This window comes from Paenibacillus sp. FSL R5-0486 (assembly GCF_037975155.1).
GTDB lineage: Bacteria > Bacillota > Bacilli > Paenibacillales > Paenibacillaceae > Paenibacillus > Paenibacillus amylolyticus.
Genome location: NZ_CP150237.1, coordinates 3817238 through 3832570, shown reverse-complemented (window position 1 = coordinate 3832570; position 15333 = coordinate 3817238). Strand labels below are relative to the sequence as shown.

General features: G+C 40.3%; 11 protein-coding genes and 1 pseudogene. 3 read left to right on the top strand and 9 right to left on the bottom strand.

Features of this window, described 5'->3' with window-relative positions; translation table 11 throughout:
- Window positions 1-276: 276 nt before the first annotated feature.
- Complete coding sequence (locus MKY01_RS16995) at window positions 277-1194, bottom strand: 2-dehydropantoate 2-reductase N-terminal domain-containing protein (protein WP_339282740.1); 918 nt, start codon at window positions 1192-1194, stop codon at window positions 277-279.
- 149 nt (window positions 1195-1343) lie between these two features.
- Here MKY01_RS16995 and MKY01_RS16990 point away from each other — a divergent pair, with 149 nt between their 5' ends.
- Complete coding sequence (locus MKY01_RS16990) at window positions 1344-1895, top strand: TetR/AcrR family transcriptional regulator (protein WP_127549230.1); 552 nt, start codon at window positions 1344-1346, stop codon at window positions 1893-1895.
- Window positions 1896-2394: 499 nt separating this feature from the next.
- A complete protein-coding gene (locus tag MKY01_RS16985; protein ID WP_315372009.1) occupies window positions 2395-2826 on the top strand; it encodes a hypothetical protein in 432 nt (143 codons plus the stop codon).
- Between the two features lie 642 nt (window positions 2827-3468).
- Here the strand turns inward: MKY01_RS16985 and MKY01_RS16980 are convergent.
- From MKY01_RS16980 to MKY01_RS16965, 4 genes are all read right to left on the bottom strand, one after another.
- Window positions 3469-4452, bottom strand: coding sequence for a family 43 glycosylhydrolase (locus MKY01_RS16980; protein WP_339282738.1), 984 nt, complete (start codon window positions 4450-4452; stop codon window positions 3469-3471).
- A 28-nt stretch (window positions 4453-4480) separates the two neighbouring features.
- Window positions 4481-5329 (bottom strand): carbohydrate ABC transporter permease, encoded by an 849-nt coding sequence (locus MKY01_RS16975; RefSeq protein ID WP_339282737.1) that lies wholly within the window; start codon window positions 5327-5329, stop codon window positions 4481-4483.
- 1 nt (window position 5330) lies between these two features.
- Complete coding sequence (locus MKY01_RS16970; RefSeq protein WP_315372012.1) at window positions 5331-6227, bottom strand: sugar ABC transporter permease; 897 nt, start codon at window positions 6225-6227, stop codon at window positions 5331-5333.
- 84 nt (window positions 6228-6311) lie between these two features.
- The gene (locus MKY01_RS16965; protein ID WP_315372013.1) at window positions 6312-7649 is read right to left on the bottom strand and encodes an extracellular solute-binding protein; all 1338 of its coding nucleotides are present in this window, start codon (window positions 7647-7649) and stop codon (window positions 6312-6314) included.
- Window positions 7650-7910: 261 nt separating this feature from the next.
- Between MKY01_RS16965 and MKY01_RS16960 the strand changes: the two genes are divergently transcribed.
- On the top strand, window positions 7911-8975 hold the full coding sequence (locus tag MKY01_RS16960; protein ID WP_339282734.1) for a GntR family transcriptional regulator: 1065 nt from the start codon (window positions 7911-7913) through the stop codon (window positions 8973-8975).
- Window positions 8976-9162: 187 nt separating this feature from the next.
- Here MKY01_RS16960 and MKY01_RS16955 read toward each other — a convergent pair whose 3' ends face one another.
- The 4 genes and pseudogenes from MKY01_RS16955 to MKY01_RS16940 form a co-directional block, all read right to left on the bottom strand.
- Window positions 9163-9999: a class I SAM-dependent methyltransferase gene (locus MKY01_RS16955; RefSeq protein ID WP_076250501.1), complete on the bottom strand. Its 837-nt coding sequence runs from the start codon at window positions 9997-9999 to the stop codon at window positions 9163-9165.
- Between the two features lie 1017 nt (window positions 10000-11016).
- The gene (locus MKY01_RS16950) at window positions 11017-12195 is read right to left on the bottom strand and encodes a hypothetical protein (protein WP_339282732.1); all 1179 of its coding nucleotides are present in this window, start codon (window positions 12193-12195) and stop codon (window positions 11017-11019) included.
- 256 nt (window positions 12196-12451) lie between these two features.
- Window positions 12452-12975, bottom strand: a pseudogene (locus MKY01_RS16945) (LLM class flavin-dependent oxidoreductase); the annotation flags it as partial.
- A gap of 394 nt (window positions 12976-13369) precedes the next feature.
- On the bottom strand, window positions 13370-14365 hold the full coding sequence (locus tag MKY01_RS16940; protein ID WP_339282730.1) for a glycoside hydrolase family 43 protein: 996 nt from the start codon (window positions 14363-14365) through the stop codon (window positions 13370-13372).
- Window positions 14366-15333: the final 968 nt, after the last annotated feature.

The following is a 15333-nucleotide window of genomic DNA, read 5'->3' as shown; positions in this document are numbered from 1 at the left end:
TCGGCTTCTTTTCTGTTCTTATTGTGCTATTACTTCCCATAAGTATAAAAAACACACTTTAATGCAGAATACGATCATTTGCTCCCTCTCTCGGCTTTAGCTCGTTCATTGTAAAAAGCGAATAACTCCTTATTTTGATCAGATCAGCCTGTTCATAATTAATTGCATGGCCTGAATCAGGGATGATTTTGTAGTTCATCTTGTTGTCTTTAACTCTCCTTATAGCTTTTGGATAGTTCGACAATCTATCGTATTCACCATCAGTAACAATTTTCGTTAATCCATTTCCGATTTGATACCATTTTGACTTAAAAATTTTATTAAATCATTACTCAGCTGCACAATCTCATTGTTAGCATGATTCGCATAATCCGGCAACATCATATCTCTAACCATTTTAGTTCGTAGCCATGTCATAAAGAAAAGATCCAAAAATAAGTTTGGAAATTTAAGCACCATTTTAAGCATTGGTGGATCAATCGAAACGCCAGCTTTTTGTATTGCCTTTAGATGCGCTTTTAAAGTGAATGTTATTTTTCGTGCCGTTTTTCTGGTTCTGGCAGTTTTTTTGTCAATGATCTTATTTTCAGAATGCAAAAAGTTTAACATGGCAATGTCTGATACCGAATGTGTAATTAGATACGCTTGCATATCCTTTTTAATGACGTAAGGAAGCTTTGCTGTTTTTAATATTTTTGCGAGGTTTTCTATTCGTTCTGTCACTACACCATTAATTTCTCCGAATGCAGTTGCCGCTATAATCTTTGGTAGAAATCGAGCATGCAATACTCCATCTTTAATCTGTCCACCGAAACCCGGAAAAGCGGGTAATAGTCTATCACCTACGATATCCAGCCACGAAGAAAATCCCATTGAATTACTAGTCATCGTAACTATATTTTTGCTTTGATTATCTTTTAGCGTTAACAACGCTGATTCGGACCGATCATAACGAACGGTAACGAAAATAAAATCGTATATGTCGTCGTTTTGGAGTGTATCAATGACATTCACTTTTATCGATCTAACTGTACCTTTTTCCGTATATCGCAGGCCATTTTCTCTTAATGATTTATATCTATCAGAACGGGCAAATAGGGTAACGTCAAACCCTGCTTCTATAAGCTTAATTGCGTACATGCTCCCGATGACACCTGCACCAAAAATTAAAATTCGATCTTGTTTATTTAACATCAAAATCACTCCTACCTATTATCATTTCTTGTTTAATCATCCGACAACATGTTGTATGATGTGATTATAAATTTTCAATATTCATTGATCAACCATCAGTTTTTTATGATTTGTCGGATGATATTCTTAGACGCTAGTAGGAGGAAAACATGAAAAAGCAACCCCAAATAACAGAAAAAACAAGACAAACCTTTGTTGAAGTTTTTTGTGAGTTATATAGCCAAAAACCAATCGAGAAAATTTCAATTCAAGAAATCGCGAATAAGTCAGGATATAACCGTAGCACCTTTTATCAATACTTTACTGATATTTACGAATTGTTAGATGCTCTTGAAAATGACTTATTGAACGACATAAAAGAAGAATTGGCGAAAAAAGAGCTATCGATGCATACGGTTCAAGATGCGCTCCATTGTCTGGACAAAAAAGAACATCTTTTGGTTCTCCATGCCCTTTTAGGAGATTATGGAAGTCCCCGTTTTTTAAAACGCTTAAAAAAAGAAATTACTCTAAATCAGTTGGAATTAAATGTTCCGCAAAACCCTGCCTTAACGCCATACTTGATTGAGTTTTACCTGTCAACCTCCCTTTCCTTATTTCGTCTTTGGCTCCAGCGACAAAAGGATTTATCGTCAGAAGAGTTTTTCAAGTTAGTGGACAACCTCTATTCAAAGGGGGTTACGTCCTATTCTAAAGAATGAGTCTGTCATTCAAACCTAATCGGTGTGTAGTACAATAAAAAAACTGCCCTTCCTTGTGGGTACGGTTCGCGCTTAAACTATCCTGCCTGTTAGTTTAAGGAATTGAAGGACAAGATGACGATTAGATACACGCCTAATCGGCAATAGGAACATGTTCTTGTCCAATACGGTAATCGGTACAAATTCTTGTCCTTGGCCCGGGACAAGAACTTGTACCGATAAAACAAAAAAGCCGCTAAAATAGCGACTTCAATGGGACCATGTTCTTGTCCCTCGACAATTATATGACACAAGAAAATACTAAAAAAACTAGAGTGATTGTGATTTTTGTAACTGTTTTATTATGGAAATATTTGTATTGTTATTATTGTAAAATCCAATTTATATCTAGGGGGTGAGGAAAACATCCATTAGCATCCTTTGTATTGTTCCTTGTTGTTTTACTTGTAAGAATCATGTCTAAAATGTAAAATCAAAAACTCTCAAGGAGATGTTGATCGTGAAAAAATATCAAAAAACAACGATTGCATTACTCTCAGCCATCTCTATGATAGTCCCTTTTCAAGCTGCTTTTGCTGATCAAGATTTGACTCCCTCTCCCCCTGTCTCACAAGATATTCTTATGCAGAGACAAGTGAAAGATGGAATCGGTATATTTGCAAGCAATCCATACCCCGGTTATTTTGATAATGGAGTGTACACTCCATATATTTATATGACGGGGAGAATTGAAATAACTTTTCAAGCTAATGTTCTAGGCACCTACAAATTCCAACTCAGAAGTGAGAATGGAGCATTATATCCTGTAAGACATGAAGCCATTCAATATGGAAGTCAAAAAGTAATAATTGAAGGGGCCTATGGTTATCAACAAATATATGCAAATTCTCCGGATGGCCTCGGTGGTGGTTATTTCAATATTCATTATTAATCCTAACTAAATTATTTAGGATTCAGGAAGAAATGATTTCAGGCTGGCTCAGAGATAGCCTTACAGACACAATGCCGATAACCTACTAATCGGTCATGACTAAGCTCTCTCATGCTTTACTACCCTTATCTAAGACTCGAACAAAAGCAGCCGATCACGTTGATCAGCTGCTTTTTGGTGTTTTCATATGCTCAAGCTAGCGCAGGCTTCCCTGGAATTTTTTTCTCCTAGTCTCTTTCAAGTCGTTAGTCAGAACTGTTGTATCGTCGCCTAACCGAGCCATAACTGATACACTTACAACATTTCGAACATCAACATCATTACTTAAAGCCATTGCTCGATAAAACCCAAAATTATCACAAGTATTTTTTCCTCACTTTTGGTTAATTCATGGTTAATTTAAGTGTGAACAACATTTTTATAATTTAACGTTATCTCTTTCCTCTTTAAGCAAGGTTAGCCCCACTCAACTCTTCGACTTATTTGTTAAACTATCCTGCCCTTATGATACGGTTCGGCGTATTATCTGTAGAGCGAAATCGAAGGCACCCAGTAGGGTGCCTTCGATGTTCTTACTATCTCTCTGTGGCAAGTTGGATAAACGAACTCAAATCCATCAACCAACCTTGTTGGGACACTTGTTCATTGTAAAGAATGTGCAAGTGCTGCAACAGAACCGCGGAAATCGGGTCTGCCGTCAGCCGTCCACAAAAGCGCTGTCACAAATGTATGGCGATTCGGATCGTACAGCGGATCTCCTATAATGTTCTTGTACGTTCTTGCGTGAAACACAAATAGTGTCTCTTCGTCGTCCTCTGACACCGTGAAGGAATTATGACCGGGACCATACATTGAGATGCTCTCATCTGTCGAGAGAACCGCTGTTTGCGACTTACGCCATGAGGTGGCATCGAGCAAATCAGCATCCGCATCGGCTTCAAGTAAGCCCATGCAATAATTGAAATCGGTGGCGCTAGCCGAGTAAGAGAGGAATACCCGATTACCCTTGCGAAGAAATGCCGCGCCTTCGTTCACTTTATAACCAATGATCTCCCAGTCATATTCCGGCATCGAAATCATCGTTTGCGACCCAGTCAGCGTCCACGGATTGCTCATTTTAGATATATACAGATTAGAGTTACCTCCGATGTTCGGATCCTTTTGTGCCCATACGTAATAACGGCTGCCATTATGCTCAAAGGTAGTGGCATCGAGGGCGAAGCTTTCCCATTCGGTACGAACCTGCCCTCTTTCCATCCAACTGCCTTCGAGCGGATTGGCATTTTCATTCTCTAGCACGTACATCCGATGGTCGAACAAGCCTTCATTCGTTTCCGTCGTGTGTGCGGCAGCGAAATACACGTACCATTTGTCATCAATAAAATGCAGTTCGGGTGCCCAAATATTGGCACTAAGGATACCATTCTCGCGCTTTCTCCAGATCACTACAGGAGTTGATGTAACAAGCTTCTCAAGGTTCTGGGCTCTACGGATTTCAATCCGATCATACTCCGGAACGGATGCTACGAAGTAATAATAACCATCCGAATGTCTGTAAATAAAAGGATCAGCTCTCTGTTCAATTAATGGTTGAATGTCGTGTGACGCTCGTTGTTGGATTTCCATCTTATCACCTGTTTCATCATAATATAGATTACCCTTTAACAGCGCCTGCAGTCATACCGTCTATGAAATATTTCTGAAAAGCAATGAATAGTATGAAAATTGGAATGATGGAGAAGAAGGAGCCCACGATCAATAAGTCATAGTTATTGCCATAAGGAGTTAACAACGTTTTCAAACCGATTGGAAGTGTATATTTACTCTGATCTCCGAGCACCATGAATGGCCACAATAGATTATTCCAGCTATTCATACCATTCAATATGGCCATTGCTGCAAACGATGGCTTCATAATCGGCATAATTAGTCTGAAATAAATCGCATACTCGTTTGCACCATCAACCCGCCCAGATTGAATAATCTCTTTGGGTATGCTTCGTAGATATTGCCTGAAGAAAAATATTGTCGCGGCATTGGCTATACCGGGCAGAATGATTGCCGAATAGCTATTCACCATTCCCAAATCATTAATTAGGCTGTACAAAGGAACCAGCAGTATTTCGAAAGGCACCATCATAATGAGCAAAACACATATAAAGAGGAAGTTCTTACCTTTAAAATGATATGTTGCAAAACCATATGCAACAAATGCGCTTACAAAAAGTGTTAAAACCACTTGAACGATTGTTAAAATCATACTGTTCCAAAACCACACAAAATAATCATGTTCTCCAGTAAACAGAAAGATGAAATTATCAAAACTCATGATTTCAAAATCCAAACTTAGGTTAAGACCATATCTAACTAATGATTCACCTGGTTTAAAGGAAGATAGGGCCACTGCGTAGAATGGGATCATAATTATAACGAATAGTATAATGAATAAACAAATAATTACTATTCTAGAGATGAAATCACTCCTCGTCTGACTTCTGCCCACTTTAATCCTCCTCCTTTTTGAACATTCCACTAAATTTCAATTGCGTTAAATTGATAACCATAGCAATGATTAACAGAACGATACCAACTGCAGCTGCGTAACCCAGCTTATTCTGCTCAATCCCTTGTCTATACAGATATCCAACAATGGTTAAGCCAATATTTTGGGGTGATTTGTTACCGTTGAACATCATCAGGCTCTCGGTAAACATTGCTAAACCTGCATAAACACTAATTGTTGTAACATATACCGTGGTCGGCTTCAATAATGGCATTGTGATCGTTCTAAACTTCTGCCAAGCAGATGCACCGTCAATTGAAGCAGCCTCATAATATTCATTGTCAATGCTTTTCAAACCCGATAGATAGTAAAGCATATTAACGCCTGTCCATCTCCAACATGCGAGGATTAACAGTGCTGCCATACTCCAATTTCCGTCTTTCAAAAATTTGATAGGCTCTACACCAAATAGACCTAGGAAACTGTTCATTAATGAACCTTCCATCTCACCGAATGTAAGACGGAAAATGGTACCCGCAACTGCGACAGATGTCAATGCAGGGAGAAAGAAAGAAGATTTAAAAAACTCTCTTCCCATCATTAACTTACTGTTGATCATAACGGCGAATAACATGGGAAAAGGAATCAACAGCACTAAGGTTCCTAACATGTACACAACGCTATTTTTAATAGATGTCAAAAACACTTTATCAGTAAGTAATTTCGAATAATTTGCTTCACCAATCCATTTAGGATCCTGTCCCAGCATCCTATCTTGAAAGCTCATTACGAATGAATTTACAAGCGGAAAAAACCAGAATATCAAAAATATGAGTATAAATGGCAATACAAAAACATAAGGTGCAACTTTTTGAGAGTATACAAATTTCTTTATCATATTCTCAATCTCCCTTGACTATGGTTAAACCTGCCGACCACTGTACCTGCCGACAGGTTTAATCAAATCATTTACTTATTATATTTATTTCAATTCTTGTTCAATTGCTGCTTGTGCTTCATCCAACGCTTCCTTCACGTCTTGGCCATCTTCAAAGATAGCATTCAAAGTAACCGTATTGAATATATTGCCGATGGTTGGTGAAGCTTTAACGGACTTAATCGCTCTAATTTCGTCTTTGATTTCATTCAAAGTATCAAATGCATTTGTTTTAAAGTATTGGACGTATTCATTTTCAGGGTTTTTCGTAACTGCATCATCTTTCCATACTTCCATGTTGATTGGGTCAAATCCAAGTGTATTCCAGATTTCTGTAGTAGCTTCTTTCGAAAGCTTAGCAAAGGCTACAAATTCTTTTGCCAACTGAACGTCTTTACCATTCTTAGTAACAACTGTGCCAGTACCGCCTAAGCCAACGGAACGAGGATTACCTTCTTCGAATACAGGCAATGGAGCTATTGCATACTTACCTTTAAGGTCTTTCATTTCGTTTACAAAGCGGGACATGTACCACTCAGGCATCAATGCACTTGCGTAGTTGCCTTTGTTATATTCACCTTTTGCTTCTTCTGTGTCGGGTTGTCCGCCAGGGATCGTATGAATAACATTGTTCTTCTGCAGATCGACTAACATTTCATACGCTTTAATCATTTCAGGCGAGTTCACTTTTGGATTACCATTTTCATCTGTAAAATCGGCATTTTGCTGAGCTAGTAGCAGCGATGCTTGCCACGAAGCTGATGTATCAGCAGTACCTAAGTACTTGCCAGTCTTTTCGTAAACCTTGATACCTGCTTGTTTGTAATCTTCCCACGTTTTGATTGTCTTGTAGTCAACACCTGCTTGTTCGAGAATTTCAGTGTTGTAGAAAGCAAGCGTAGCACCTACGTGATAATCAAAGCCATAAACCTGATCAGCTTTGGAGTAAATCTCGACACGTGAAGAAACAACAACGTCTTTGTATGGTGCAAATACATCATTCAAAGATTCCAGGGGAACGTTGTCACCTTCCAAGAATTTAGGGAATTGACCAAGCTCAATATCCGCGATATCAGGAGCACCTTTTCCGCTTGTAACTGCCAATAAGAGCTTGTTGTGCATATCATCGTAAGGCATAACCGTTACATTCAACTTAATCTGTTTGTCTGGGTTCTGTTGGTTCCATAACCCCAGCATTTTATCCAAATGCTTGCCGTGCAAATCTGCGAATGTCCAAAATGATAATTCTGTTGCATTCTCACCGGCATTAGCGCCTAATTGCTGTGTTTCCGTTTTTGAACCAGAAGGATTACCACATGCAGTAAAAACAAGTGACATAATCAGGAGAGTAACGATGGAGATTAAAGCACTGCGTTTTTTCATTTGTTCGTCATCCTCTCTTTTTTGTTATGCATTTGAAAAGTCGGCTGACTAGTTAGTTCTGTTAATTTAAGCGGTTACAATCCATCTTGGCACCACCATCCTTAACATAATTCTAACCTTTCAAAGAAAAGACCCCTTCGCAACAATTTCTCAGATTCCATATTGTAAGCGCTTTACATGCCGTATTATAATATATATGAAATAAGCTTTATATAACCAATTGATTATAAAATCATAAAGTTTATGGGGAGATGCTACTCTTTGAAAAAGCTGGCGCTCTACAAACAAATTCGAGAAAACATTATACAGAAAATTAAATCAGGGCAGCTTCGGCCAACGGACCGCATTCCTTCTGAACAAGAACTAATGGACGAATTCAGAGTAAGTAAAATAACCGTCAGGAACGCCCTAACCCTACTAGCTGACGAAGGATTAATTATACGCGTACAAGGCAAAGGCTCATTCGTGTCTTCTAGTCTTGTTGTTTCTAGCATCAATTTCTCGCCATCCCCAAGCAGCGCGTGCTCCATGCCGCTCATCGGCTTCATCATTCCGACGATGAGAACCCGTGTCATTCAGAAGCTCGTTGACTACACGGAACACTTCCTACAAGAAGCCTGCCTCAGCATGGTACTAAGCATCACGCGCGAGTCCTCCTCTATCGAATCAAACGTCATTCGTACACTAACGGAGCTCGGTGTGAAGGGGTTGATCGTTTTTCCAACAGAAGATGAGAAGTATAACGAATCATTACTGGGTCTGTCGCTCGATAAATTCCCGTGTGTGTTCATCGACCGCTATCTGCGCAACATTGAGACGTACACCATTACATCCGACAATTACGGCGGTGCGTATAAAGCTGTATCCCATTTGTTATCCAAGAGTCATCAGCAGATTGCGCTCATCTCACCTGAAAATGCCAATACAGCCGTCGAGGATCGCACGCTCGGCTTTGAGCAGGCGTACACAGATCAAGGCATCTCGATTGACAAGAGCTTGTGGTGTCACATCCCTCTCGACATTCTACGCAGCGAGCAAGCATTGGACTATGTAAGCAACTTCTTGCAGAACCACAGTGAAATTTCGGCAGCCTTTTCCTTGACTGAAGAAACAGCACGCCTTACATCCGCCGCGATCAGTCTTCTGAACGTTCACTCAAATATCGACTTGCTATCTTTTGATAATCCACATCTTTCAGGCGTAGCTTATGTGCAGCAGGATGAACAGGAAATGGCACGAACAGCCGTAAAGCTGTTACGTGAACAAATGGATGATATCTATTCTCCTAAGAACGCCGTTATTCCCGTGCAACTCATCTTCCCTTGACACGACAAACGTTGCAGCCTACACAATGATCTTGTCTTCAGCTTGGGACAAGACTTGGTTCCTAAAAACAAAAAAAGGCACCTCTGTGGAGAGATACCTTTAGCTATATTATCCGCAAGACATGTTTCTGGCTGAGCAACGGATAAACATTGAATAATGTTGCAGATTTCAAACACCATAAATAAATTTAGTTGTCATTGTATACAGCCTCCCTTTTTCGCAGTACCACTACGATATCTGTCTGAGGTACAAATAAATTATAATTCGTTACATGCACTTGTCTCGTTTCGGTTACTGATTCTATCTTTAATTCAGGAGGAAGACAGCGCTCTATGTGAGTAATTAATGTTTCTTTGGTAAATCTCCAAATTACACCATCAATCGAAGAGTTCGCCATATAACCACCGTCCGTTACAGAACCTGAAAGAGACTTGAGAACAACCGGGTCCGCAATAATGATAGATCCACCGTCACGTAACAGTCTGCAGCTCTCTATGAAGGCTTTTTTGTGATAGCGAATGTGATGAAAGCTTCTTGCAAACAAAATCATATCGCAACTATGATCAGGTAAAGAAGTCGGTTTATCAATGAAAGCATGGATATAAGAATTAAACCTTCCCCACTTCTTTCCAAGTTTTAGAGCATTTATATTCGGATCCATGTTGAGAAAACGAACATCCTTCTGCTTGCGAAGATACTTGTTCAATAAACCTGTACCACAGCCCACCTGAAGAACATCGCCCTTTAAAGGGGGTAAAACTTTATAAACATTACGAGGAATAGGAAAATTTTGAACGTACATGGCCAATTCGTAGAAAATCGGATAACGCTCTTGCAATCGAACCAATTTACTGGTGTAGAAAGGATTCCGCTTTTTGTGACGTTTAAAGTCCCATTTGTTCAAATAGTAGATAGGGGTTAACAGCAAGAACAGAATAATAAAGACACTTTGGACGCTATAAATTCCAAGTTTACTAAAACGATCATTGGAATTATGAGACATCATTTGTTTAGAAGTATTCAAAATGATCACTCCCCTCTCACAACGCTATAAATGGTGTAGAACCTCTTTAACATAATAAACGAATCCAATATATGGTTGAATGCGCCGAAAAATACAGACATACTGTCCGTAAGCAATGCTTCCTTCCAAATGACTTACGAAGCGAAGGGAATCTGATCATGCACAATTCAATCGTATTTAGAGAAGAGTATTTTTTGACTCCTTCACCTCCGTCCATTTGAAGCTGACAAAAAAAGAGCCGTTTACGATGATGCATCACATGTGTTTCAACCACTGGATTTGAAAGAACAGGTTCCGTTATAATTATGAACTGTCTGTATAAGCCGTTTTGGAGATATCATTTTTTCGTGGAGGCCTCAATTGGACAATGTTTGTCGAGCGGCGTAACGAATTTCGCAATGTATTCGAACAAATGTTACATCAACAGGAGGCTGGCTACGTTCTTATCCCTCATCTGAGCATCGAAAAAGCCGCCCACAGGCGACCTTTTGAGCAAGAATACGATTTTCAATTTGAAGTATGATCATCAGGACGATGGATCATATTCCAGCACCTCTAATTCCGGTGCCTGCCAAGGCGTTTTTTTCGTTTCCATCGGTCGTCCCCTCTTTCTACAAAAACTGGAACCAAGATGCGAGCACCCTTACATTACTTGTGCGATACAAACTTTTTCAAGATACAATATGTATCTTTTCAAAAATTATAAGACACAATACGTATCTAAGTAAACAACTATTTCATCCCTTTCTATGGGTTAAGTATTCCCCTGTAGCGCTACTGACCCGAGTTAAAGCCCACTCTCCTCTATATAGCTTTTTTATTTTGATACTCATCTAATCGTTAATCGGACTATTTTTGATCTGATCACTGAAGTGAAGAGCAGTAAAGAAATCATTCATGAATTGATGGCTGACTTTATTAAGGAGTAGCACAGGTCACCTGGATCATATGATATCAAACAAACCGATAACTGACTTGTTTCAGTTGTCGGTTTGTTTTTTAGAATTTGTTAAAACCTTATTTCAATAAATGCTTTGAGATCCTATTCTCATTCCAGTCGTATACTAAGACACTATTCTCACGGTAGTCCAATACAGACCCTTTTACTCCATTAAATTCGTGAATAGAGGCCAAAGTTTTTACATCTAAAATATACTGGGTGGTAAGCAAATCTACATATAGGTTTCCTTCTACCGTTTTCTTTGCTGTCGGCAGACCGTCTCCCTCAGACATATTAAAATTCGATAGTACCCTATCCTTTACTAAACCCTTCTGGTTGAACAATCTTAATTTTTTGGTTTGAGGATTAAATACCATATAATCATCCCCAGCTTGGAAAGCAAACCCAAATTGATCGATTGTTCTTCCCCAGATAGCGGAACCTTTTGGAGATAAAGCTATTAGTTTACGCGTATTTGCTTGATATACTGAAAACACAAAAGTACCATCATCGAGTGCAAAAGCAGTATAAAAGTTGACTCCTGCTCCCTTTGGGAATGTGTATTGAAATGAGCGCTGTAAGGAAGAGTTGTATACTTCAACTTTTTGAGCATTGCCTTGCTTTGTTAACAGCTCTATGGCGATTTGGTTCTTCGACACAGTAGTTAGCTTTCCGGATACCACCTTACTTGCTTTCTGCTTGCCATTTTTATCGAAAGATAGTAGTTGTACCGTTTCTGCACCGATTGTATTCGATTTCTGACCTGCAATAATTAAGTTTCCGTCACTCATGCGATATAACTTGCCGTCAAATGCCCCTAGATCTTGTCCTACGCGCTTACTCCAATTTTCCTTCCCTGCAGGGCTCACAGAATAAAGAATTCCTGGAAATGAGAAATAGGCGTATACCGTACCGTCTGGTGCATAAGCAAAAGGATATTCTGTACTTGGCCATCCGTATCCCGCCTTTGCAAACGAGAATACCCATTTAATCTTTCCTGTTTTGGGATCTACGGCTCGAAGTGTATCGGGTGACCAAGCTTTTGTCTCAGAGAATCTTTCTTCTCCAACATGTAAGTACAGCGTATCTTTTCCTGGCACATAAAAACTCTCTGGTTGAATCGGTATGTAATCTTCATTCGGTGTTTGAGTCCAAACCGCTTGTGGCAAGGATTCATAATTCTTAGCAGCCACCACCCCACCAACATTTGCAAAAACCAGGGTAGCTACCATGAGACTGATTAACTTCTTTTTCATACGAAAACCTCAACTTTCCTTTTTGAATTGATACTTCATAACCGGAGTAAGATTCAATAGGGTTGCCCCTTATAAACTTGCATTGTTTTCCCCTCTCCTATTGGACTATATAATTTTATCGACATTATTTCACTATTATTAAGGAATATAACATGACATTTTTTGAAAACACCTAACAGCGACATATTTCATTCTTCGTAGCATACTGTTTAGAGGCGCTAATCCGCTTTGATGCAGCAGCGCTATAGTCATCCGAGAGTGCATCTCGATAATCGGTAGCAGCCAAGAATTGTTGCTCAGGGTAACCACTGCCTCTCAATTGAACAGTAACGTTATTAATATATGGGTAGTATTCACTTAAGGCTGTTTGGCTATCTTTAGCTACGTACATGACACTCGTTGTGGAGATGGGTAATCCTGCTAAACCTGCTTTAATCGCACTTGCTGGTGGTCCTCCTACTGCACGCCATATCGACATTTTCCCATGTAATGGTTGGGGGATGATTTCGGCATGATGTAGTGGTGCCCGGAATTCACCTTGCCATGTAACACGCTCTTCTTCGTTAATCTTCAGCAGTAAAGCCAATTTCTCTTCAAACAATTCTTCATAGTTACTCACATCAAAACCTAATAACTCATACGCACCTAGACGTGAACCACGTCCTGCTACAATTTCCGCACGTCCATTTGAAATCAGATCCAACGTTGCAAAGTCTTCATAAATCCGTTGCTGTGCAGAGATGCGCTGGCCTGTTAAATAAAATAGAGACCGATTTCCATACCTTTTTCTTGGTGAATACGATATTGTTCCATCTTTGTCTGTCCTTCCATATGAGTTCCATGGAGGCCTAGAAACCAAAAGTTGGTTTCATCTCAATTCATTCGTTGATCTTACTGGCACCTAGTCCAAGTTTCTTGAGAAGATCGGTTAACTGTATTTTCTCTTCATTGGTAATAGAAGACAGATTTTTGGATTTAATCCTAATGTTTAATTAAGTTAAATTTATTAATTCAATCAGTATACTGCTGAAGTATTCTTTGTTCAGCAGAGATTTTCTCCAAGTTTGAGTGAAACAACTGATCCTCCTCCTATCAAAAAAGCAGCCCCGTCAGGAGCTGCCTCATGTATTATGCCTTATATTGTAATCTTATCTGTTTCCGCTAACCTGTCAGCTTACTCAGCACCCGGATAAGGGTTGATCTTCTGGATCGTTCCGTCTTCGTTGTATTTCAGCTCGGAATATTTAACGCAGCGCTTGTGGTTGACGCCTTCCGACAGGGAGCTGTCGTGATAGAACAGATACCACTTGTCTTCAACTTGCACAATGGAGTGATGGGTTGTCCAGCCGATAACCGGAGAGAGAATCTCGCCCTTGAACGTGAATGGTCCCATCGGGTTCTTGCCGATCGCATATACGAGCTTATGCGTGTTTCCTGTAGAGTAGGACAGGTAGTAATAGCCGTTATATTTATGCACCCATGGGCCTTCAAAATATCTCCGTTCCTCATCCCCAGCCAGAATCGGATTCCCGTCTTCATCGACAATAGATATCTCGGCAGGTTTGCCTTGGAAGGATAGCATGTCGTCGCTAAGCAGTGCAACTTGCGGTCCAAGCGCCGGCTGGTCAGGAGCAGGTCCTTCTGCATCTGGCACGAAGCTGCCGGTCTGCCATTTCTCCAACTGGCCACCCCAGAGTCCGCCGAAATAGATGTATGACTGATTGTCGTCATCCACCAGTACGGCCGGATCGATACTGAAGCTACCTTCCATATAATTCGGTTGCGGTGTGAACGGGCCTGCCGGAGACTCTGATGTTGCCACACCCAGACGGAAGATGTCGTCATGATCCCGTGCCGGGAAAAACAGGTAATAGGTATTGTTCTTATAAGCGGCATCTGGTGCCCAGAGCTGCTTGGAGGCCCACGGAATATCTCTCAGATGCAACGCTTCGCCGTGATCAACCACCGGGGAATCGAAGTTGTTCATCGAGAGGACATGATAGTCTTCCATTTTATACTGGTCGCCGTTATCGTTGCTCGGCTCGTCATGATCGAGGTCATGGGAAGGATAGATGTAGATTTTGCCCTCGTAGACATGGACGGACGGGTCAGCAGTGAAGATGTGGGTTACGAGCGGCTGGTGGGGCTTAGGTAGTTGTTGTTGATTCATAAGGCATCTCCTTTGGTATTGGAATAATAAAATACTTCATAATAAGTAGGGCTGGCGTTCTCTGTACCGTTGCCCGAGGCGCGCAGCCCCAGGTAGATGCCGGTGAAGCCGCTGGCTGAGGCACGCGAACACGGGAGCGCCTCATCATCTAGCATGTAGGCATTCCCGCGCTCGCTCCAGGAATAGCGCTCAATTCTCCGGCGATTACGGGATTACGGTAATTCATTGAATGCATCGTACTCTCCCTCTGAATTAAAAGCAAGCGCTTACAATTTCTAATGTTATTGTATAAGCCCCGCTTGTTTTTTCCTATACACATACTAAAGATCTTCCCCCCCGAAAAAATGTACAATTCCCGCCCATCTCATTATATTGGAAATATACACCAATTGCTCGCATTTTGTTTACCCGGCGGGACATTTTTGGTGAGTTCTATTACAGGCCGCAAACTTTGTAACAGATCTTCTCCCCATACAAAGATAAGTTATGAGGTGAAACATATACATTCTTATATCTTAAATAAGAATACTTCAATGAAGTCAACTTTTTTGCGTTGTCTTGTCACACATGATTACTTCTTCTCCTCTGGATCGCAACCGTTATTTTTTGTGTGTTCTTTCGTTATTATCTTCCAGGAAAAATGATTTTTCTAATTATATAATAACGAGCTTTCATGTTAAACCACCTGCCCGTTAGCTTAATGAATTAACAGGCAAAATAACAATTAGATTTTAGCCTAATCGGCAATCGGACTAAGTTCTTGTCCTTGGCTCGGGACAAGAACTTAGTCCGATAAAATAAAAAGCCGCTAAAATAGCGACTTCAATAGGATCATGTTCTTGTCCCTCAACATTTAGTGTCATACACTATATAGCTCGATTTTCGTTCTGTTTTTATAAGTTCCCCTTTCTTGCATTAAAAAAGCAATTCGGACTTAATCCCGCCAACGGAAAGGCCAAGCGATTTCA

Excerpts from the sequence above, each read along its gene's own strand:
- MKY01_RS16995 (WP_339282740.1), bottom strand. The coding sequence starts at position 1,194 with ATGTTAAATAAACAAGATCGAATTTTAATTTTTGGTGCAGGTGTCATC.
- MKY01_RS16990 (WP_127549230.1), top strand. The coding sequence starts at position 1,344 with ATGAAAAAGCAACCCCAAATAACAGAAAAAACAAGACAAACCTTTGTT.
- MKY01_RS16980 (WP_339282738.1), bottom strand. The coding sequence starts at position 4,452 with ATGGAAATCCAACAACGAGCGTCACACGACATTCAACCATTAATTGAA.
- MKY01_RS16970 (WP_315372012.1), bottom strand. The coding sequence starts at position 6,227 with ATGATAAAGAAATTTGTATACTCTCAAAAAGTTGCACCTTATGTTTTT.
- MKY01_RS16965 (WP_315372013.1), bottom strand. The coding sequence starts at position 7,649 with ATGAAAAAACGCAGTGCTTTAATCTCCATCGTTACTCTCCTGATTATG.
- MKY01_RS16950 (WP_339282732.1), bottom strand. The coding sequence starts at position 12,195 with ATGAAAAAGAAGTTAATCAGTCTCATGGTAGCTACCCTGGTTTTTGCA.
- MKY01_RS16940 (WP_339282730.1), bottom strand. The coding sequence starts at position 14,365 with ATGAATCAACAACAACTACCTAAGCCCCACCAGCCGCTCGTAACCCAC.